General features: G+C 69.2%; 15 protein-coding genes. 2 read left to right on the forward strand and 13 right to left on the reverse strand.

Annotation, left to right across the window (positions count from 1 at the left end):
* Positions 1-5: 5 nt before the first annotated feature.
* From manD to LG391_RS05380, 10 genes are all read right to left on the reverse strand, one after another.
* Entirely contained in the window at positions 6-1217 is a 1212-nt protein-coding gene (manD, locus tag LG391_RS05335) for a D-mannonate dehydratase ManD (protein ID WP_225766945.1), read from the reverse strand.
* 180 nt (positions 1218-1397) lie between these two features.
* A complete protein-coding gene (locus LG391_RS05340; RefSeq protein WP_225766946.1) occupies positions 1398-2270 on the reverse strand; it encodes an NAD(P)-dependent oxidoreductase in 873 nt (290 codons plus the stop codon).
* An 11-nt stretch (positions 2271-2281) separates the two neighbouring features.
* Positions 2282-3244 carry a mannonate dehydratase gene (locus LG391_RS05345; protein ID WP_225766947.1) on the reverse strand — a complete coding sequence of 321 codons (963 nt, stop codon included), beginning with the start codon at positions 3242-3244 and terminating at the stop codon, positions 2282-2284.
* 177 nt (positions 3245-3421) lie between these two features.
* Positions 3422-4426 (reverse strand): ABC transporter ATP-binding protein, encoded by a 1005-nt coding sequence (locus LG391_RS05350; RefSeq protein ID WP_225766948.1) that lies wholly within the window; start codon positions 4424-4426, stop codon positions 3422-3424.
* Between the two features lies 1 nt (position 4427).
* Positions 4428-5414: an ABC transporter ATP-binding protein gene (locus LG391_RS05355; protein WP_225766949.1), complete on the reverse strand. Its 987-nt coding sequence runs from the start codon at positions 5412-5414 to the stop codon at positions 4428-4430.
* Positions 5415-5461: 47 nt separating this feature from the next.
* Positions 5462-6370, reverse strand: a complete 909-nt coding sequence (locus LG391_RS05360) for an ABC transporter permease (RefSeq protein ID WP_225766950.1) — start codon at positions 6368-6370, stop codon at positions 5462-5464.
* A 12-nt stretch (positions 6371-6382) separates the two neighbouring features.
* On the reverse strand, positions 6383-7381 hold the full coding sequence (locus LG391_RS05365) for an ABC transporter permease (RefSeq protein ID WP_225766951.1): 999 nt from the start codon (positions 7379-7381) through the stop codon (positions 6383-6385).
* A 242-nt stretch (positions 7382-7623) separates the two neighbouring features.
* Positions 7624-9414, reverse strand: coding sequence for an ABC transporter substrate-binding protein (locus tag LG391_RS05370; protein ID WP_225766952.1), 1791 nt, complete (start codon positions 9412-9414; stop codon positions 7624-7626).
* A 245-nt stretch (positions 9415-9659) separates the two neighbouring features.
* Entirely contained in the window at positions 9660-10421 is a 762-nt protein-coding gene (locus LG391_RS05375) for a GntR family transcriptional regulator (protein ID WP_225766953.1), read from the reverse strand.
* A gap of 313 nt (positions 10422-10734) precedes the next feature.
* The gene (locus tag LG391_RS05380; RefSeq protein ID WP_225766954.1) at positions 10735-15942 is read right to left on the reverse strand and encodes an alpha-2-macroglobulin; all 5208 of its coding nucleotides are present in this window, start codon (positions 15940-15942) and stop codon (positions 10735-10737) included.
* A gap of 157 nt (positions 15943-16099) precedes the next feature.
* Here LG391_RS05380 and LG391_RS05385 point away from each other — a divergent pair, with 157 nt between their 5' ends.
* Entirely contained in the window at positions 16100-16459 is a 360-nt protein-coding gene (locus tag LG391_RS05385) for a hypothetical protein (RefSeq protein ID WP_225766955.1), read from the forward strand.
* A gap of 13 nt (positions 16460-16472) precedes the next feature.
* Here LG391_RS05385 and LG391_RS05390 read toward each other — a convergent pair whose 3' ends face one another.
* Positions 16473-17378 carry an AraC family transcriptional regulator gene (locus tag LG391_RS05390; protein ID WP_225766956.1) on the reverse strand — a complete coding sequence of 302 codons (906 nt, stop codon included), beginning with the start codon at positions 17376-17378 and terminating at the stop codon, positions 16473-16475.
* Positions 17379-17512: 134 nt separating this feature from the next.
* Between LG391_RS05390 and LG391_RS05395 the strand changes: the two genes are divergently transcribed.
* On the forward strand, positions 17513-18268 hold the full coding sequence (locus tag LG391_RS05395) for an SDR family NAD(P)-dependent oxidoreductase (protein ID WP_225766957.1): 756 nt from the start codon (positions 17513-17515) through the stop codon (positions 18266-18268).
* 161 nt (positions 18269-18429) lie between these two features.
* Here the strand turns inward: LG391_RS05395 and LG391_RS05400 are convergent, their stop codons facing one another.
* Both LG391_RS05400 and LG391_RS05405 read right to left on the reverse strand, forming a co-directional pair.
* The gene (locus tag LG391_RS05400) at positions 18430-19323 is read right to left on the reverse strand and encodes a DMT family transporter (protein ID WP_225766958.1); all 894 of its coding nucleotides are present in this window, start codon (positions 19321-19323) and stop codon (positions 18430-18432) included.
* A gap of 106 nt (positions 19324-19429) precedes the next feature.
* Positions 19430-20176 (reverse strand): tetratricopeptide repeat protein, encoded by a 747-nt coding sequence (locus tag LG391_RS05405; protein WP_225766959.1) that lies wholly within the window; start codon positions 20174-20176, stop codon positions 19430-19432.
* Positions 20177-20194 lie beyond the last annotated feature (18 nt).

Below are 20194 nucleotides of genomic sequence, written 5' to 3' on the forward strand. Positions count from 1 at the left end.
ACCGGTCACCAGTGCCACAGAGTGCCGTCCTCCAGCCGGTTCACCGGCAGGTAGGCGCGCTGATAGGGGTGCTTGGCGGCGAGATCCTCGTCGATGTCGACGCCGTGGCCCGGCGCCTCGCCCGGATGGATATAGCCGCCCTCCTGCGTCCAGGAATGCGGGAAGACCTCGTGCATCAGCGGCGTGTAGCCGGAGAATTCCTGGATGCCGAAATTCGGCACCCAGAGGTCGATATGGGCGTTGACGCCCATCGCCACCGGCGACACGTCCATCGGCCCGTGGCAAGCGGTGCGGATGTGGTAGACCGAGGCGAAGTCGAAGATGCGCCGCAGCCCGGTCACGCCGCCGGCATGGACCGAGGTGACGCGGATGTAGTCGATGAGCTGCTCCTCCATCAGCAGCCGCGCATCCCAGATCGTGTTGAACACCTCGCCCAGCGCGATCGGCGTCGTCGTGTGCTGGCGGATCAGGCGATAGCCCTCCTGCAGCTCGGCCGGCACCGGGTCCTCCAGCCAGAACAGCCGGAACGGCTCGAGGTCCTTGCCCAGGCGCGCCGCCTCGATCGGCGTCAGGCGATGATGCGTATCGTGCAGCAGGTGCAGGTCGTCGCCATAGACGTCCCGCAACCGCGCGAACAGCTTCGGGATGTGGTTCATGTATTTCGCGGTCGACCACACCTCCTCATGCGGCAAAGCCTCGACCATGCCGCCGGTGCCCTGCTTCGACCCCTTGCCGGTGCCGTAGATCGCCGGCAGGCCGGGGATGCCGACCTGGCAGCGGATCGCGACATGGCCCTCGTCGCGCTTCCGGCCGACGGCGTCGACGGCCTCCTCGATCGTCATGCCCTGGGCGTGCGAGTAGATCATCGCCTTCTGCCGCGAGGCGCCGCCGAGCAGCTGGTACAGCGGCATGTTCGCCGCCTTGGCCTTGATGTCCCACAGCGCCATGTCGACGGCCGAGATCGCGGCCATGGTGATCGGCCCGCGCCGCCAATAGGCGCCCTTGTAGAGATACTGCCAGATGTCCTCGATCTGCGCCGGGTCGCGGCCGATCAGCAGCGGCGCGACATGGTCCTGCAGATAGCTGACGACCGCGAGCTCGCGCCCGTTCACCGTGCCGTCGCCGATGCCGTACAGGCCCTGGTCGGTGACGATCTTCAGGGTGACGAAGTTCCGCCCCGGCGAGCAGACGATGACCTTGACGTCCTGGATCTTCATGAAATCACCTCAAGTGGGATCGCTGTTCGGCGACCAACAAAGCCCTGTCATCTGTTTCCGACTGTCATCCTCGGGCTTGACCCGAGGATCCAGGGGCGGCCAGAGCGGCTCTTGGTGGCCCCTGGATTGCCGGGTCAAGCCCGGCAATGACAATCAGGGTGAAATGGTTGGCACCCGTCCTCAGTCGGAATCGTGGCGCCAGCCGAGCATCCGTTCGGCCTTGGCGGAGGAGAAGAAGGCGCGGTTGCCGCTCAGGTCGCCGCGCACCGGCACGTCGGGGAAGAAGCGGCCGGCAAGCTCCAGGCTCGGCATATCCATCACCGTGTCCGGCGCGACGATGTAGAACACCTCATGGCCCTTGAACGGCGCGTCGAGCGCCAGCAGGCAGGCCCGCGCCGCCGCGTCGTAGAGGGTGTAGGCCCAGAGATGCTTCGACGCCGCCTTGGTGACGAAGCCGTAGACCGCGGCGGCCTGGGCGCGCTCCTCCACCACCAGGTGGAAGCGCAGGCTGGCGATCCTGAGGCGGCTGTAGCGGCGGGCGAAGGTGTCGGCCTGCTGCTCGCAGATCCATTTCGACAGCCCGTACGGCTCCTCGGTGTAGTTCGGATGCGCCTCGTCCAGCGGGAGATAGTCGAAATGCGCCTCGCGGCTGAAGGACAGGCCGATCGCGTTGACGCTGGACGCCTGCACGATCCGGGTGATCCCGACCTCGATCGCGGCGCGCATCGCGTTGTAGCTGCCGGTGACGTTGTTGTTGTGGACGATATGGTCGGGATGGTGACCCGGCGACGGGATCGCGGCCATGTGGATCAGCGCGTCGCAGCCGCGGAAGGCTTCGACCAGCGCGTCGTAGTCGCCGATATCGGCCTGGACGAAGCGGAGGTTCTCCTGCGCCTCCGCCGGTGCCGCGCGGTCGATGCTGACGACGCGATGGCCGCGGCGCAGCGCCGCCGCCGCGATGGCGCGGCCGATCCGGCCGCTGCCGCCGGTCAGGGCGATCGTCTTCGTCCGGGTCCGGGTGCGGACGGGCTTGCCGGTCTCCAGAGTGTCCATCGTTGCCTCGCTCAAGCGCCGTAGACGGACTGGTGCAGCCCGCGGATGTAGCCGATGGCATAGAGCCGGCCGAAGGCGGAGTAGCCGGCATTCTCGTTGCTGTCGCCTTCCACGGTCGGCACATGGTCGGGGCGCAGCACGCCGTCGAAGCCGATGTCGCGATAGGCGCGCATGCAGGCCAGCATGTCGGTCTTGCCGGCGTCGTGCCATGTCTCCCGGAACGCCTCCGGCGTGCCCTCGACGTCGCGGAAATGGACGAAGGAGATGGCCTTGCCGAAGGACCGGATGGCGCCGGGCAGGTCGTCGGTCATCAGGGTGAAGTTGCCCTGGCACAGCGTGATCGTGTTCATCGGGCTGGGCACGCTTTCGACCAGGCGCCGGTAGTTGTCGATGCTGCGCATGATCCGCCCGACGCCGCGGATCGGCGACAGCGGCGGGTCGTCCGGGTGCATCGAGATCTTCACCTTCGCCTCTTCGGCAACCGGCAGCACCTTCTTCAGGAAATAGTCGAGATTGGCCCAGAGCTCATCCTCGCCGATCGGCGGGTTGCCGGTCAGATCCTCGGGAACGTCGGCGATGTTGAAGCTGGTGACCACAGACCCGCCGCGCGACGGCGTGGCCAGGTTGGTGCGCACCCAGTTGAAGTCGGTCATCCACTCGTAGCACCAGACCGGGATGCCGAGCCGGCCCATGTTCCGCAGCAGCGTGCAGACCGTCGCGATCTCCTCGTCCCGCCCCGGCAGGCCGCGCTTCGCCTTGTTCAGCGGCGGCCGCGCCTCGACCACCTTCAGGGTGAAGCCGGCGTCCTCGTAGCGCTGCTTCAGGCGCTGCAGCGGCCCGAAATCCCACGGCGCCTCGCCCTGCAGCAGGTCGTCGGGCGGCAGGCCGCCGACGGCGAGGTCGACCCCGGCCTGCTTCGCCAGCTTCCAGACGGGCGTCGGCGTGGGGCTGATGTATTCGGCGATTTCGAGCATGGTCGTGTCGTTCCGTGCGGTCCGGTGGGCTAAGAAAAGATCGTCATTGCGAGGAGGCGAAGCCGACGAAGCAATCCAGGGGTCGGTTCGCGCTGGCCCCTGGATTGCTTCGCTGCGCTCGCAATGACGGTTCTTTCGTGGGGGAGGAGAGAGTCTGATCACGAGTGTCATCGAAGCTCAGGCGGGCAGCAGCTCGGACAGGCGCTCCTGCGCCACCTGGGGCTGCCGATCGTAGAGGAAGCATGAGGCGGTTTGGCGATCGCCGATGCGGAACAGCGGCGGCTCCGCCCCGCAGGCCTCCATCGCCCTGGGGCAGCGGGGCCGGAAGCGGCAGCCGCCGGTGCCGATGGCAGCGTCTCGCGCCTTGATCGGCTGGGCGCCCCAGCGCCGGTCGAGATCGGGCCAGGGGATCGAATCCACCAGCAATTGCGTATAGGGGTGCTGCGGATCCTTGATCACCCGGTCGACATCCCCCGCCTCCATCACCGAGCCGCGATAGAGCACGATGATCGATCTGGCGATGTGATAGGCGGTCGTCAGGTCATGCGTGACGTAGATGATCGAGACGCCGTGGTCGCGCTGCAGGTTGCGCAGCGTTTCGAGGATCGTCGCGCGGAGCGAGGCGTCGACCATCGACACCGGCTCGTCGGCGATCAGCAGCCGCGGCTTCAGCAGCAAAGCGCGGGCGACGTTGATGCGCTGGCGCTGCCCGCCGGACAGCTGGTGCGGAAAGCGGCCCAGGATGTCCTCCGGCCGCAGCCCGACGGCGGTCAGCGCCTCCTCCATCTTGCCGCGCGCCTCCGCCTTCGATCTCGCCAGCCCGAATTTCCGGATCGGCACGGTCAGCAGGTGGTCGACCGTGTAGAACGGGTTGAACACGGCGAAGGGGTCCTGGAACACCGCCTGCACCTCGCGGCGATAGGCCATCTTTTCCCGGCCGCGCAGGGTTGAGACGTCCCGGCCGCGATAGACGATCCGGCCGGTCGTCGGGGCGATGAAGCCGAGCAGCAGCATGGCCAGCGTGGTCTTGCCGCTGCCGCTCTCCCCCGCCACGGTCAGGATCGTCGGCTCATCCTCCTTCAGCGTCAGCGTGATGTCGCGCAGCGCCATGGTGACATGGGCATGGACTAGGCCGCGCGTGTAGGTCTTCGAGACGTTCTCGAGCCGCAGCAGGTCGGCCATCTCAGCCCTCCCCGTCATAGAGGTGGCAGGTCACGCCGCGGCCGCCGGCCAGGATCCGCTCCTCCGGCCGCAGCGTGCCGCAGATCTCCATCGCCCTGGCGCAGCGGGGGTGGAAGGCGCAGCCGCCGGGAAGCCGCAGCAGCGACGGCGCCAGGCCGGGGATGCCGCGGAACACGCCCTTGTTCTCCAGGCTGGGCAGGCTGTCGATCAGCGCCTGGGAATAAGGGTGCTTCGGGTCCATGAACATCTCGCGGACCGTGCTGACCTCGACCAGCCGGCCGGCATACATCACCGCGACCGTGTCGACGAACTGCGCCATCAGCCCCATGTCGTGGCCGATCAGGATGACCGCGGCGTTGATCGCCTTCTGGACGGCGTCGATCGTCTCCATAACCTGGCGCTGGGTGACGACGTCGAGCGCGCTGGTCGGCTCGTCGGCGATGATCACATGGGGGTCGAGCAGGATGCCGATGGCGATGCAGACGCGCTGCTTCATGCCGCCCGACAGCTCATGCGCGTACATGCGGAAGACGCCGGGATCGAGGTCGACCGATTGCAGCGCCCGCTTGCAGCGCGCCTCGATGGACGCACGGGATTCGCCCGGCAGATGCGATTTCACCGCGTCGACCATCTGGGCGCCGATCCGCATCACCGGGTTCAGCGAGTTCATGGCGCCCTGCGGGATATAGGCGATGCGGGACAGCCGCGCCTGGCGCATCCCTTCGGCGTCGAGCGCCATCAGGTCGGCGCCGCCGACGATCACCTCCCCGCCCTCGATCCGGCCCGGCGGCTTGATCATTCGCATCATGGCGAGCGCCAGCGTGCTCTTGCCCGAGCCGGATTCGCCGACCATGCCGAGCTTCTCGCCCGCATTCAGGGTGAAGCTGACATCGTCCAGCGCCCGGGCGCGGCCGGAGTCGGTGTAGTAGGTCACCGCGAGGTTGCGGACATCGAGGACCGGCTGCATCGCCGCAGCGGGCCGGTTCATGGTCCCTGCCCTTTCCAGGGGCGGCGCGAGCGTCGCATCCATCGCCGTCACTCCGTCCTCCGCACGCGGGGATTGGCCAGCTCGTCGAGGCCCATGTTGATCAGGGCCAGCGAGCCGAGGATCAGGATCATCGCCACCGACGGGATGATCGGCCACCACCACCAGCCGTTGAAGAAGGCGCCCTGCGACTGCGCCGCCCAGATGATGTTGCCCAGCAGCGGCTCACGCAGCGGCCCGAGCCCCAGCACGGCGAGGTAGAAGGAGGCGAAGACGGCCGAGAACACCTGCGCCACGAAGGCCGCCGCGATGAAGGGCAGAAGGCAGGGCAGGATCTCCTTGAAGATGATGCCGAGGTCGCTGACGCCGGACAGCCTGGCGACGGCGACGAACTGCCGTTCCTTCATCGTCAGCACCTGGGCGCGGATGACGAGCGTCGGCCCCATCCAGGCCAGCAGCACCACGATCAGCGCCATGGTGAGGATGGTGACGTCGCGCTTGTCGAGCGAGCCGGCGATCACGACCTGGATCAGCAGCACCGGAATCGGCGTCAGGATCTGGCAGACCGTGCGGATGGCGGCATCGGTCCAGCCGCGGAAATAGGCGGCGATGAAGCCGAGCACGACGCCGATCAGCGTGCCGAGGCCGCCGGCGACGAAGCCGATGAAGGCCGTCTGCCACATGCCCACGACCATGGCGGCGAACAGGTCGCGGCCGAAGAAATCCGTGCCGAAGGGATATCGCAGGCTGGGCGGCTTCTTCACTGCCACCGACAGCGGATAAGCGGCCTTCGGGTTGACCGTCATCAGCCCGATGACGGTGAAGGCGGCGAGGCCGAGCAGGATCAGGACGCCGAGGGCCAGCCCCTTGTTGCGGCGGAGATAGCGCAGCACCAGGACCAGGCTGCCGGGACGTTCGATCCCGGGTTCGGCGGGCGGCGAGAGCGCGGCGATCGACATGTCTCTCGCTCCTCACGAATGGCGGATTCGGGGGTCGAGCAGCGGATAGAGGAACTCGACCACCGTCATCAGCACCGCCACGGCGATGGTGATGAACAGCACGATGCCGTAGATGGTCGGGAAGTCGTTCGCGCGGATGGCGAGGTTGAGCACGCTGCCGATGCCTGGCAGGCCGAACAGCCCCTCGACGATGATCGCCGAGGTGACGACCGCCGCGGGCGCCAAGGCCAGCGCCGTCACCTGCGGCAGCAGCGCGTTGCGGAGATAGTAATCGCGGAAGATCCGGCCGCCGGTCAGGCCTTTGTGCTCGGCGAAGTTGACATAGTCCTCGCCCTGGATGGTGACGCCCATGCCCCGCATCGACAGCACCCAGCCGCCGACCGACCCGAGGATCAGGGCCAGCGCCGGCAGCACCTGGTGCCGCAGCATGTCGAGGGCGAAATCCAGGGAGAGGTTCGGCACCACCCCGGCCGAATAGGCGCCGCCGAGCGGCAGCCATTGCAGCCGGAAGCCGACGAAGAACAGCAGCAGGATGGCCATGATCACCGGCGGCACGCCGGTCAGCAGGATGAAGGGCGCCGCAAAGGCCCGCAGCCAGCGCGGGGCCCGCGGCCAGGCGGCGACGGCGCCCAGCAGGTTGCCGATGACGAAGCTGAGGATCGTGGTGACCAGCAGCAGGCCGATGGTCCAGGGCAGCGACTGGGCGATCACCTCGGCCACGGTCGACGGGTAGCGGTACAGCGAATAGCCGAAATCCATCCGCAGGATGTTGCCGAGAAAGTGCCAGTACTGCTGGTACAGCGGCTGATCGAGCCCGAACTGCTGCTGCATCGAGGCGATGATCTTCTCCAGATCGGCCGGCGAGAAGCCGCCGGTGCGGGCCAGCTCGCCGAAACGTTCGCGCAGCGCGTTGCGGCTGGACAGGCGCGGGATGAAGAAGACGATCGTCGAGGCCGCCCAGATGACCAGGACGAGAAAGAGCAGACGGCGGATGACGAGCTTGAGGGTCATGTCAGCGGCCTTTGGGATCGACCTTCCGGCCTTCCTTCGTCATGGCGAGGCGCGGAGCGCCGTGGCCATCCGGGGGCCGCTGCGAGCCGCCCTGGATGGCCACGCCCCCCAATTGGACTCAGGGGCGGGGCTCGCCATGACGGCTTTGTATTTCGGGCCGATAGCATCACGGGGGCGATCCTGGTGCTGTTGCCGTTCGGGAGGTGCGCGCCCGGCGGCGCGCACCCGTCACAGTCGGACGACTACTGCGCGCCGGTCGGCTGCAGCGACGCGATCACCAGCAGGCCGGTATGGGCCCAGAACGCGCCGTTGGTGCCCGAGGCGAGGTTCGTGGCGCTGGGCCAGTTCTTCCAGTAGTGGTTGTTGTAGGGGATCCGGTGCAGCCACTGGATGACCGGCACGTCGATCACGTCGCGCCAGTAGATGCCCAGGGCCTTCGCCGCGCCCTCCTGGAACTTCGGATCGCTGGAGTCGAGCGGCGAGATCTCGTCGAGGATCTTGTCGAGCTCGGGATTCTTATAGCGCGAGAAGCGGTTGTTGCCGGCCGCCGACCCGATCGTGTTGCTGTACTTGCCGTGATAGAGGTTCATGGCCTCGAACGGATCGTACAGGCTGGCGCCGTGGCCGAAGAGATAGAGGCCGGGCTTGCCGTCCACCATGTTCTGGAAGGCGTCGGTGCCGAAATTGACGTTCGCGTCGAAGCCCGCCTGGCGCAGCATCTCCGCCAGCACCGGGGCGATGTCGCCGTGGATGGTCTCGAAGGCCTGGATGGTGGCGTCGAAGGTCTTGCCGTCCTTCTCCCACAGGCCGTCGCCGTTCTTGGCGAAGCCGGCCTCGGTCATCAGCTTCTCGCTCTCGTCCGGGTCGAACTTGCCCGGCTCGTACTTCGCCTCCTCGGCCTTCACGGCCGGGGATTCGGCGAATTTCTGCAGGTTCGGGTAGAGCGGGAACGGGTAGATCGTGGCGATCTCGGCGCCGTCGTAAAGCACCTCGTCGATGCGGTCGCGGTCGATGGCGCGGCTGATCGCCTTGCGCACCCGCACGTCGCTGTAGGGCTCGAGCTGGGTGTTCATCCACAGCGAGTTCGGCCACCAGTCGAGATAGCCATAGGGCGATTCCGCGCCGGTCCAGGACTGGATGTCCTTGTTCTGCTCGACGATGTTGCCGATCACCTGGGCCCGCATGTCGACCGAGGAATCGAACTCGTTGTTCACCAGCCGCTGCGCCACGGTGTCGATCGGCTGGTTCAGCACGTTGACGATGACGACGCGCTTGACCGCCGGCTGGGCGATCCGCCCGGCCTTCACCGCCCACCAGTCGGGACGGAGGTCGAGGATCTTCTGGTTCGCGTTCCAGGCGACGACGTCGTAGGGCCCGGAATGCGGGATCTGGTCGAGCCCCACGGCCGCGGTCGGGTTCGGCTGGGCCGATTCCCATTCCGCCGGCACGATCGGCAGGCCGGTGTCGAACTTCTCGGTCAGCACCTCGAACTTGAAGCGCGGCGCCGGCTGCTTGAACCTGACCTCGACGGTCAGCTCGTCCTTGGCGCTGACGCTGTCGACGAACTGCACGAAATGCGCGTGGTAGGGCAGCGTCTCATACTTCATCTGCCCTTCGAAGGTGTAGACCACGTCCTTCGACGTGACCGGCTTGCCGTCGCTCCACTTCGCATCCTTGTTGAGCTTGATCTCGAGCGACTTGAAGTCCGGCGTGTATTCCATGCTGTCGGCGAGCCACGGGATGAACTCGCCCTTGAAGATGGCGAAATACATCAGCGGCTCGAACAGCAGGTTGTTGCCTTCCTGATGGGTGTAGCCCGGCAGCACCCAGGGGTTGGTGGTGCCGACGGAGGTGCCGCCCGCGACGCCCCAGCCGAGGATCAGCGTCCGGTTGCGGGGCACGTCCGGCAGCGGGCTCTTGGGCGTGATCTCCTGCGCGGCCGGCAGGCCCGCGCCCTGCGCGAAGGCCGCGGCCGGCGCGATGATCGCCGCCGCGGCCAGCACGAGGCCGGCAAGGCGTTTCAGATGGACCATAGACAGATCTCCTCCCTGTGATTGTCGAATGGTGCAAGGTCGTGTTTGCACCTCATCGGCGCCGTTCCTGCGCGCCCTTTCACAAAGCCAAAAGATCTCACCGCCCGACCATCAATAATTGATCGAGCCCAGGTATGTTTCCAATCCGGAAACGCGATGTCCGGCAGCTTCCTGCTTTCCTCCTTCTGCGGCGATATTGCCTTCGTCAAGCAATTCGCATCTTGTATATTTTGCGACAGCCTAAGTCAGTTTCCCGACCCGCTCAACTCTTTCCGACTGTTGCGGCGCGACGCGCGCATCTGTTCGATGATGTGGCGGCCCGATCCCTCGACATGGCGGGCGATCACGGCCGCCGCCGCATCCGCGTCATGGGCCTTGATCGCGTCCAGCGCCTCCTGATGCTCCCGCATCACCGCGGCCTGGCGGCCGAGCGAGATCGGCAGCCGCCGGCTGATCGCGCGCAGGATCTCGCGGTGCTTCCACCACAGATCGACAGCGTGCCGGTTGTAGTGGCGCTCGTACATCGTGTGGTGGAACTGCGTGTCGAGCAGCCCGTGGCGCGCCGGGTCCGAATAGTTGAGCCGCAACATCTCGGCGTGGAGCATTTCCAGCATGGCGATGTCGGCCTCGGTCGCGATGCCGACGAACCAGCGCGTCAGCGCCGGCTCGATCAGGACCTCGATCTCGTAGACGTCGCGGATGAAGTCCTCGTCGATCGGCCGCACGCGCGCGCCGCGGTTGGGCGTCATCACGACGAAGCCCTCGCCGCGCAGCTGCTGCAGCGCCTCTCGCACCGGGTTGGTCGAGGTGCCGTGCCGCTCGGCGAGATCGGCGACGATCAGCCGGGCATTGGCCGGGATGCGGCCCGAGATGATGTCCTCGCGGATCGCCTCATAGACCGAGGCCTCGCGGTCCGGCCCCTGGAAGGCCGGCAGGTCCAGGCCGGGACTGGTGCTCATGGCCTGCGCGTCCATGCCGCCGTCGATGTCCAGCCTGGTGGCCGACACGCGATCCTCCCGATTTCGTGTACGATCTTTGTCGGAGTCGACGCGAAATGTCGAGTCTGGAGCACGTCAGACTCCCCATGGCCGGCGGATCGCCGGATGCCGCGCGCCGCGCAAGAAGAATCCGTCCAAGAACGCGGCCGCCTCGGCCGAGAGGCCGACGATCTTGTTGGTCGCCTGGCGATAGAACTTGAAGCTGAGCTCGGTCCCGGGCCGGCCGTCGTCCCGGTCGGCGAGAGGCTTGAGCTCATGCCTCCCCCCTCGCGCTGACGCATCCTCCCCGTCGCGGGACGGGGAGGATGGACGGCAGGCCCGGCTACTTCCGCGCCTCGATGGTCAGCGCCCCGAAGCCGCCGCGGGCGTTGTACTGGGGCCGGTACATGTCCTCGACATAGGGCGCCGGCAGGGCGAAGCGGCCCGGGGTCACGGCGCGGGCGAGATAGGCCACCGTGAAGTACCGGCTGTCGCTGCCGAGGTCGATCGCCGCGACGTAGCGGTCGTCGCGCATCTCGACATGCTGCGTGTCCGACAGCGTGTCGGCGATGTCGCCGAGCTGCGCGCCCTTGCCGACCGACGGGTTCTCGATCTCCAGCCCCGCCGGCAGCAGGTCCACGATCAGCGTCTGGTGGTCCAGGTCGTCGGTGGCCCGGCCGCGCAGCAGCACGGTGACGAGGTCGCCCTGCTTCACCGCCGTCTTGGCCGGGTCGAAGGGACGGCCGTCGCGGTCGAGATAGGTGCGGGTGATCTCGAAGCCGTCGCCGCCCGCGGGCAGCGGCGCCGAGGGCACGCCGCGAACGGTCAGCACCTGGCGCATCGGCCCGTCGCCGGTGTTCTTCACCGGGATGCCGGCGGCCAGGGCCGTGGCGTCCGGGTTGAAGCGGTAGACCGTGCCGGGATCCGCCACCGCGCGGCCGGCGACGTCGAGCGACAGCGGCGTGGCGCCGTCCAGCGCCGCGTCGGCCGCGATCAGCATCCAGGTCATGTCCTGGGTGCTCCACCACCTGTCCTTGGCGAACAGGTCGGCGGCGATGTCGACCTGCTGCAGCACCTCCTCCTGCGGCTGCCTGGCCTCGTGCAGCAGCGCCGCGGTGGCGGCGTGGTCGCGCAGCGGCGAGCCGTAGTCGCCATAGAAGTTGGCGGGACGCTCGGTCGAGGTCGCCGCGGCGAAGGCCTTGGCGGTGCGCGCCGTGTCGCCGAACTGGGCGGCGGCCGCGGCGATCTGCGCCTGCGAGACCGGGGTCTGGTACTTCGGCAGGCAGTTGTCGACGTAGTAGCGCATGGTGCCGACATCGCCGCCGCCGGCCCGGGCCACGACGTAGAGCGCGTAGGCGCTGGCCGGGGTGCATTCCGAGCGCGCCTCGTACCAGTCGAGGTAGTTCGACAGGAACTTGATGCCGCGCTGATAGGCGCGCTCCGGGATCCGGTAGCCGCCCTCGGCCCGCGCCCGGGTCAGGAAGTCGAGCGCATAGGCGGAGAGCCAGGGGTTGGCGTTGCCGAAGGGCGACCACATGCCGAAGCCGCCGCCCGGCTGCTGCGCCGTCATGATCCGGTCGATCGCGCCCTGCACCCGGCGGCGAACATCGTCCGGCCGGAAGCCGCTGTCGACCTTCTCCGCCACCTTGGAGACGTAGAGCAGCGGCAGCGCCCGGCTGGTGGTCTGCTCGACGCAGCCATAGGGGTATTCGTCCAGCGACTTCAAGAGGCCCGGGATGTCGAAGGTCGGGCGGGTGGAGAAGCTGGCGAAGACCTGCACCGTGTCGGGCAGGAAGCCCTTCACGAGGTCGGCGTTCAGCACCGCCGACTGGCCGGGCTTGACGATGGTGGCGATGCGGTCGGTGGTCAGCGCCTGGGCCGGGCGCACCGACAGGTCCCAGTCGCGGTCGCGCCGGAAGCCGTCGGGGCCGGTGACGCTGATCCGGATCTTGCCGACGCCGACGGCGGTCGCGGTCAGCGGGATCGCCCGCCGCGCCTCCGCCCCCGGGGCCACGGCCTGGGTGAACTGGGCGGCGTCGGCGGCGACCGAGAGCGGCCCCTCGGTCGAGACGCGCACGCCGTAATCGCCGGCCGGGCCGGACAGGTTGCGCAGCGAGAAGGTCAGCTGCGCCTGGTCCTTCGGCGCCAGGAAGCGCGGCACGCCGATCTCGGCGATCACCGGGTCGCGCACCTTCATCGCGGTGGAGGCGGCACCGAGCGCGGTCGGCGTCCAGGCCACGGCCATCAGCCGCAGCTCGCCGTCGAAATCCGGCAGGTCGAGCGGCACGGAGACGCGGCCGTCGGCGCCGACCGGCAGGATGCCGCTGTAGAGCGCGACGGTGCGGGTGGACCGCTTCGGCAGGCCGGACATCTGCGAGGCCGCGGCGTCGCCGCCGGTGCGGACCTGGCCGCGTCGGCCGTCGCTGACGATCAGCCGGCCATAGGCGTCGCGCATCTCGACCCCGAGGGCGCGGCGGCCGAAGTAATGGTCGGTCGGGTCCGGCGACTGGAAGTCGGTGAGCAGCAGGATGCCCTCGTCCACCGCGGCCAGGGTGACCCAGGCGCTCTGCCCCTGCGGCACGCCGGTGACGGTGAGCGGCAGGTCGAGCCGCTGGTTCGGGCGGATCTCGGCCGGAGCGTCGATCGAGACGCCCAGCATCCGCTCGGTGACGTCGATGCCGAACCAGGCGACGCCGACGGCGCGGCCGGGGCCGTGGCGGCGCTGCCCGCCCTCGCCCGACGGGCGGAAGGCGGTGGCCAGGACATAGGCGCCCGCGCCCCAGTCGGACGAGACCGGGATCTCGACCGTGGCGCCGTCGGCCGGGACCGAGACGTCGCGCGTCTCCAGCACCCGGTCATTGGCGATGAACAGCAGCACGTCGCCGGCGAAGGGCGGCTCGATCCGCACCCGGGCGGTGTCGCCGGCCTTGTAGCTGGTGCGGTCGAGGGCGACGGTCAGCTTGTCCGGGGTCGGGTTCGGATCGTCCGACACCCACCAGCCGGCATAGAACCGGGCCGAGGTGGCGCCGCCGCCCTTCGGGTCGTAGACGTCGAGCCGGAAATTGCCCCAGCCGACCGCCTGGCGGATCGCCGCCGGCGCGTTCGGGGCCACGTCGACGGTGCCGTCCGCCACCTTGCGGTCGCGGGTGACGACCTTGTAGTCCCAGCGGCCGTCGGTCGAATACCACTGGTAGTCGTGGATCTCCTCCACCAGGTCCCAGCGCAGCCCCTTGATGGCGGCCGGGCGGCCTCCGGCGTCGAGGCCGATGACCTCGAAGCGGGCGTCGGCGCCCTCCTGCAGCGAGCCCGAGAACAGCGGCTTGACGCCGATCCAGGGATGCTCCTGCCGGACCGGCAGGGTCATGGTCTCGTTGGCGGTGCGGCCGCTGGAATCGAACACCGCGGTGCGCAGTTCCGCCTCGAGCGGCACGGTGGTGTCGGGCAGGCCATCCAGGAGGATGTCGACACGGCTCTGGCCCGCGGCGTCGGTGGCCGGGGTGGTGATCGGACGGGTGCGCGGCGAGAAGGCGTCCTGCACCAGGCCGAAGCGGTAGTCGGCATAGTCCGGGAAGGGCTGCGCCGCCTGGCGCAGGGTCAGGCTGGCCTCGGTGGCGAGGTCGGCCGCCGGGGCGCCGTACAGGAACTGGGCATCGATGGTGACGACCGCGGGCTTGGCGACGCGCAGGTCCTTGGCCTCGGTCTTCAGGTCGACGCGGATCCGCGCCGGCACGAAGTCCTCGACCTGGAAGACAGTGCTGCCGATCGCCTGGCCCTTGGGATCGACATAGGCTTCGGCGGTCCAGGTGCCGGTATAGGCGCTGTCGGCCAGCGGCACGTCGAGGCTGTAGGAGCCGCCGCCCTGGTCCGACACCTGCTGGACCCGGGCCTCGACCCCGTCCGGCCGGCTGATCTTGACCGTCAGCGGCACGCCGTCGATCGCCGCGGCGCGCTCGTTGCGCAGCAGCGTGGTCAGATGCACCGTCTCGCCCGGGCGGTAGACGCCGCGCTCCGGGTACAGGAAGGCGTCGAGCGGCCCCGGCTCCGGCCGGCCGCTGACGCCGCGGTCGGACAGGTCGAAGGCCGGGCCGGTGAGCTCGAGGAAGGTGAAGTCGCCGGAGCCGTAGGCGTAGACCGCGGCCGGCCGGTTGCCGCCCTGCCCGGCCATCACCCCGGCCGGGAAGACGGCGAGGCCGCCGGCATCGGTCTGCGCCTCGCCCAGCACCGAGTTGTTGCGGGCGAGCAGCGCCAGCTTCACGCCCGGCTGGGCCTTGGCCGAGGACAGCGAGCGTGCCGCCACGGTCAGCCCCTGCTGGCCGGAGAAGGTGGCGAGGCCGAGATCGGTGACCACGATCCACTGCGTGCCCGGGGTCTGGTAGCTGTCCTCGTCGGCCTTGGCGTCGAGCGCCGAGAGCAGGTAGACGCCCGGCTTCGGCTGCGGCAGCAGCGTGTCCATCGGCACGCCGGTGATGGCCGCCTTGTTGGTCTCGCCCTCGACCGGCATGGTGCCGGACCACACCTCCTCGCCTGCATCCTGGGCCAGGCTTTCGACGTCGTAGCTCTCCAGCATCTGGCCGATGCGGCCCTGCGCCACCTGGTCGATCAGGTTGCGGTCGTTGATGCGCAGCAGGCGCAGCTTGACCTCGGAGACGTTGACCGTGGTCAGCGGCACCGTGCCCTCGCCGCCCTTGGGCAGGACATAGGCGCTGCCGCGGAACACCACGCTGGCGGGACGGTCCTCGACCATCAGGTCGAAGCTGTCGTCGGCGGTGAGCGTGTCGCCGTCGACCGACTTGATGCCGGCCAGGAGGGTGACGGTGTAGGTCTGGCCGAAGGACACGCCCTCGAGGCAGAGCTGCCGGTCCGACGGGATCACCTCGACCGGCACCGCCGGCTCGATCCGGACATAGTCGGAGTAGCGGACGGTGCGGCCGTCGACGATCGGGTCGGAGAAGTCGGCGCAGAGCTGCGGCGCGTCGCGGTCGTTCTGGGCGTAGGTCGAGGTGACGCGGAAGCCGTATTGCTCGCGCAGATTGGCGGCGTATTCGGTGTTGTCGTCGGTCGGCGCCAGCTGCGCGCCCTCGGCCGCGACCTTGATCGCCTCGCGGCCCTTGTCCTGCTGCTCCAGCCCCCGGGCCAGCAGGATCAGGGCGGCGCCGCGCAGCTTGTCGGTGCCGGCGTTGCTGTAGGCGGCGAAGGCGGCGTTCAGCCCGTCCTGCGAATAGGGGGAGGTCTGCTGCAGCGCCTGGGCCAGCCCGTACCAGGCGCCGGCATCGGAGGGGCGCTGGCCGAGGATCAGCTGATACGCCGTGACCGCATCGCCCCAGCGCTCGCCCTGGGCGGCGTCGGCGGCGCGGGACCGCAGCACCTTCAGATCCTCGCGCTGGTCCGCGGGGACGGCGCTGGCCTGCTGCTCCAGCCTCTTGGCGTAGGCCGCGGCGCCGGCGGCGAAGCCGGGCGCCTGGTAGGCGGAGGCGGCAGGGGGAAAGGCCAAGGTCGCGGTCAGGAGCGCCGCCGCCGCGGCAAAGGTGGCGAAACGCAGCTTCAAGGCCATGAGAGTCCCCCGTCACGGCGCCCCGGACAGGCGAGGCCCCTGCGACAAACTATACGCGAGATCGCGTCGAAACCATGACGCAACCGCGGCCGTCGAACGGCCCTCCCCCTGCCGCGGCGACACGACTATGATCGCGCGTCCTTCGCGGAGCGTGCCCATGATTCGACCCCTGGCGATCGTCCTTCCGCTGCTGCTGCCGGCCGCAGCCTTGGCCGCCGATGCGCTGACCGCCGCCGAGATCCAGGCCCGGATCGTCGGCAACACCATCGAGGGCACGGCCGGCGACGTCGAATACACCGAGTTCTACGCCGCGGACGGCACCATCCACGGGCTGGGCGACGACGGCCCCTATGCCGGGCAGTGGTCGATCGAGGGCGACCGGATGTGCTTCGACCTGGGCGAAACCAAGGAATGCGACAAGATCCAGCTGGACGGCACCAAGGTGCAGCTGCTCGGCGACGACGGGTCGCTGGTCGCGGTCGGGGAGCTGAAGCCGGGGAACCCCGGCAACCTTTGAGCCCGCCGGCCTGTCACGGGTCCGGTCGTGACTCGGCATCCCGGGCCTTGTCCCTCGCCGCCTTGGCATCCCGGACCGGCGGCGCGCCGAACATCCGGCCGTATTCCCGCGTGAACTGCGACACGCTCTCGTAGCCGACCGCAAATGCGGCGCTGCCGGCCGACGCGCCTTCCGACAGCATCAGCCGGCGTGCCTCGATCAGGCGCAGCTGCTTCTGGAACTGCAGCGGCGACAGCGAGGTCACGGCACGGAAGTGATGGTGAAACGAGGACGGGCTCATCCCGGCCGCGGCCGCCAGCCGCTCGACCGGCAACGGCCGCGCGAACTCGGCCCGCAGCAGCGCGACCGCGCGCGCCACGCGCCGGGCGGGGCCGTCCGGCCAGCCGAGGCGCCGGATCGCCGGGCCGTGCCGGCCGGCCAGCAGCCAGTAGTGCAGCTCGCGCACCAGCTGCGCCTGCAGCACCGGCACCGCCGCCGGACGGTCGAGCAGCCGCATCAGCCGCAGCGCCGCGTCGGCCACCTCGGCGTCGGTCGGCTCGACCCGCACGGGCGGGAGATCGGCCCCGGCCGCCACGCCCATCTGGATCACCAGATCCGCGATGACCGCCGGGTCGAGCTCCAGCACCAGCGAGAGGTAGGGCGCGGCGATGCTTGCCCGCGTGATCCGGCTGACGGTCGGGACGTCCGCCGCGATCAGCAGCGTATCGCCGGCGGTGAAGTCAAAGCCCTCGGCCCCCATCGAGACGTGCTTGCTGCCCTGCACCACGAGGCAGGCCAGCGGCCGGGAGATCGCATAATCGAGACCGCTGGGCGCGGTCGCGCGCACGGTGGTCAGGCCCGGGATCGGGGTCTGCGCCGTGCCGGTCGCGCCGGCATGGGCCTCCGCGTGGCGCCGGACGGCATCGAGCAGAGCAGTCATGGGGCGAGCCTACCCCGTCGCGGCGGGAAAGCGGCGCCATTTCTGGAGGATCAGGCAAAGAACACCGAGGTTCCGGCAACAACCGCCGGCTCCCAGGCCCGATATCGGGGCGGTCATTCCACGGGAGACCGACCATGACCAAGATCACCCTCGTGACCGGCGGCAGCCGCGGGCTCGGCCGCGCCACTGCGCTCGGCATCGCCCGCCGCGGCGGCGACGTCGTCCTCACCTACCAGAGCCGGGCCGACGACGCGCAGGACGCGGTCGCCGAGATCCAGGCCCTGGGCCGCAAGGCCATCGCCCTGCAGCTCGACACCGGTGACGTCGCCGCCTTCGTGCCCTTCGCCGAGCGGCTGCGGACAGCCCTGCGCGAGACCTGGTCGCGCGAGACCTTCGACCATCTCGTGAACAATGCCGGGCACGGCGATTACGCCCTGATCGGCCAGACCACCGAGGCGCAGTTCGACAGGCTGGTCGACGTCCACTTCAAAGGCGTCTACTTCCTGACCCAGACGCTGCTGCCGCTGATCGCGGATGGCGGCCGCATCGTGAACCTGTCCTCCGGCCTGACCCGGACGACCTTCCCCGGCTATGCCGCCTATGCGGCGGTGAAGGGCGCGGTCGAGGTGCTGACCCGCTACATGGCCAGGGAGCTGGGCGGCCGCGGGATCGCGGTCAACACGGTGGCGCCCGGCGCGATCGAGACGGATTTCGGCGGCGGCGCGGTCCGCGACAATCCGGAGATCAACAAGGTCTTTGCCGACATGACCGCGCTGGGCCGGGCCGGCCTGCCGGACGACATCGGGCCGATGATCGCGAGCCTGCTGACCGAGGACAATCGCTGGGTCAACGCCCAGCGGATCGAGGTGTCCGGCGGGCAGGGGATTTGAGCGTGGACGGCGAGCCCTTCACCTGGATCGAGGGCGGTGTCCTTCCTTGTCATTGCCGGGCTTGACCCGGCAATCCAGGGGCCACCTGGAACGGCATCGACATTTCCCTGGATGCCCGGGTCAAGCCCGGGCATGACAGTGAGGGGGAGGCAAGGGGACGCCTACTCCCCCTTCAGCTGCCGCTCGCGGTAGTAGATGAACAGGCCGGAGGCGATGATCACCAGGTTGCCGACGACGATGTTGGTCGTCGGCACGTCGCCCCAGACCGCCCAGCCGAGCGCCGCGGCGATGACGATGGTGGAGTACTGGTAGGGCGCCACCACCGCGGCCGGGGCCAGCGACAGCGCCTTGTTCATGCACAGATGGGCGCCCATCGCCACCACGCCGAGGCCGAGCAGCAGCGCCCAGTCGAACGGAGTCGGCGGCACCCAGGCGAAGGGCACGGTGGCGGCGCCGGCCAGGCCGGTGCCGACGATCTGGTACGTGATCAGGCCCAGCCCGCCGGTGTGACGGACGCGGCGGGGGACGATCAGGATCAGGCTGAACAGGGTAGCGCCGGCCAGCGCGATCAGGGCCGAGGAGGACAGCGCCGCCCCTGTCGGGCGCAGCACGATCAGCACGCCGACGAAGCCGATCAGCACCGCCGCCCAGCGCCGGGGCCCGACCTTCTCGCCCAGCAGCGGCACCGACAGCGCGGTCACGATCAGGGGCGCGGCCATGTAGAAGGTCATCACGTCGGCCAGCGGCAGGCCGCGCACGGCGAAGTAGAAGGTCGCGACCTCGGCCGCCATCAGGACGACGCGCAGCAGGTTCATCCAGGGCTGGTCGGGCGTCAGCAGGCCGCGGAAGCCGCGGATCACCCAGGGCAGCAGCAGGATGAAGGCGCCGATGCTGCGGATCAGCAGCACCTGGCCGACCGTGTAGTCGGCGACCAGCCACTTGCCCAGCGCGTCGTTGAAGGTGAACAGCGACATGCCGAGGAAGAACAGCAGGATGCCGGGCCCGTGCCCGCCTTCCGTCCGACCGTCCAGCTTCTGGGCGCCGATCGCCGCCATTCCCGCGTTCCCCCGTTCCGTTCGCCCTTCTCTGCCCGAGGAATTTGTCGGACGGAAGCGGTAAGGGCACGGGCCGGGCATGCGTCGGTATGGGGGCCTCGGCCGGTCAGGCGGGCTGGCCGAGCCCTTCCCGTGCCTCGTCGATCCAGGTCTTGTTGATCGCCCGGTAGCTGCGCGTCGATTTGCCGGCGCGGGTCAGGATCTCGCGCCACAGCGTCTCGGCGGCGGCGCGGTCGCCGCGCTCCGCCTCGGCCCGGGCCAGCCAGGCGCGGACCTCCTCGCCGGCGAAGATCGGCAGCAGAGCGCGCAGCAGGGTCACGCCGTCGTCGTAGCGGCCCATCATGCACAGGGCCCGCGCCCGGATCAGCCGGCGCTTGGAATCCGCGGCCTCCGGATTGGTCTCGGCGACCTCGGCCAGCACGTCGATCGCATCCTGCGGCCGGCCGAGCATCAGCAGCGCCTCGGCCCGCAGCCGGCCGAAGGTCGGGTCGTCGGCATGCAGCCCGACCATCGCCTCCTCCAGCAGCGGCAGGGCCTCCGCCGGGCGACCGAGATGCATCAGCTCCTCCGCCAGCGGCACCTTGTTGGCCGTGCTGGGCTGATCTTCGTGCAGTTGGCGCAGGGCGCGCAGCCGCCGTTCCGGATCGACCGAATCGACCAGCTGCTTGCGTGCGTCGCGCACCGGCCGCAGGTTCAGCCATTCCGGCAGCAGCTCGACCAGCAGATAGGCGGCGATGCCCAGCCCCGGGGCGAACAGCAGGATGTAGAACCAGATGTTCGGCCGGCCGGTGCGCAGCGCGTGGACCAGGCAGCCGAGCTGGCAGGCATAGATGAGAATGCCGAGATACGGCATGGCCGTCCCCCCTCGAAC

It is taken from the genome of Inquilinus sp. Marseille-Q2685 (genome assembly GCF_916619195.1).
Classification (GTDB): Bacteria; Pseudomonadota; Alphaproteobacteria; order DSM-16000; family Inquilinaceae; genus Inquilinus.

Bases quoted from the DNA above. Each gene is read 5' to 3' on its own strand.
- LG391_RS05340 (WP_225766946.1), bottom strand. From the start codon at position 2,270: ATGGACACTCTGGAGACCGGCAAGCCCGTCCGCACCCGGACCCGGACG.
- LG391_RS05350 (WP_225766948.1), bottom strand. From the start codon at position 4,426: ATGGCCGACCTGCTGCGGCTCGAGAACGTCTCGAAGACCTACACGCGC.
- manD (WP_225766945.1), bottom strand. From the start codon at position 1,217: ATGAAGATCCAGGACGTCAAGGTCATCGTCTGCTCGCCGGGGCGGAAC.
- LG391_RS05390 (WP_225766956.1), bottom strand. From the start codon at position 17,378: ATGACTGCTCTGCTCGATGCCGTCCGGCGCCACGCGGAGGCCCATGCC.
- LG391_RS05405 (WP_225766959.1), bottom strand. From the start codon at position 20,176: ATGCCGTATCTCGGCATTCTCATCTATGCCTGCCAGCTCGGCTGCCTG.
- LG391_RS05400 (WP_225766958.1), bottom strand. From the start codon at position 19,323: ATGGCGGCGATCGGCGCCCAGAAGCTGGACGGTCGGACGGAAGGCGGG.
- LG391_RS05360 (WP_225766950.1), bottom strand. From the start codon at position 6,370: ATGTCGATCGCCGCGCTCTCGCCGCCCGCCGAACCCGGGATCGAACGT.
- LG391_RS05380 (WP_225766954.1), bottom strand. From the start codon at position 15,942: ATGGCCTTGAAGCTGCGTTTCGCCACCTTTGCCGCGGCGGCGGCGCTC.
- LG391_RS05385 (WP_225766955.1), top strand. From the start codon at position 16,100: ATGATTCGACCCCTGGCGATCGTCCTTCCGCTGCTGCTGCCGGCCGCA.
- LG391_RS05345 (WP_225766947.1), bottom strand. From the start codon at position 3,244: ATGCTCGAAATCGCCGAATACATCAGCCCCACGCCGACGCCCGTCTGG.
- LG391_RS05365 (WP_225766951.1), bottom strand. From the start codon at position 7,381: ATGACCCTCAAGCTCGTCATCCGCCGTCTGCTCTTTCTCGTCCTGGTC.
- LG391_RS05370 (WP_225766952.1), bottom strand. From the start codon at position 9,414: ATGGTCCATCTGAAACGCCTTGCCGGCCTCGTGCTGGCCGCGGCGGCG.
- LG391_RS05355 (WP_225766949.1), bottom strand. From the start codon at position 5,414: ATGAACCGGCCCGCTGCGGCGATGCAGCCGGTCCTCGATGTCCGCAAC.
- LG391_RS05395 (WP_225766957.1), top strand. From the start codon at position 17,513: ATGACCAAGATCACCCTCGTGACCGGCGGCAGCCGCGGGCTCGGCCGC.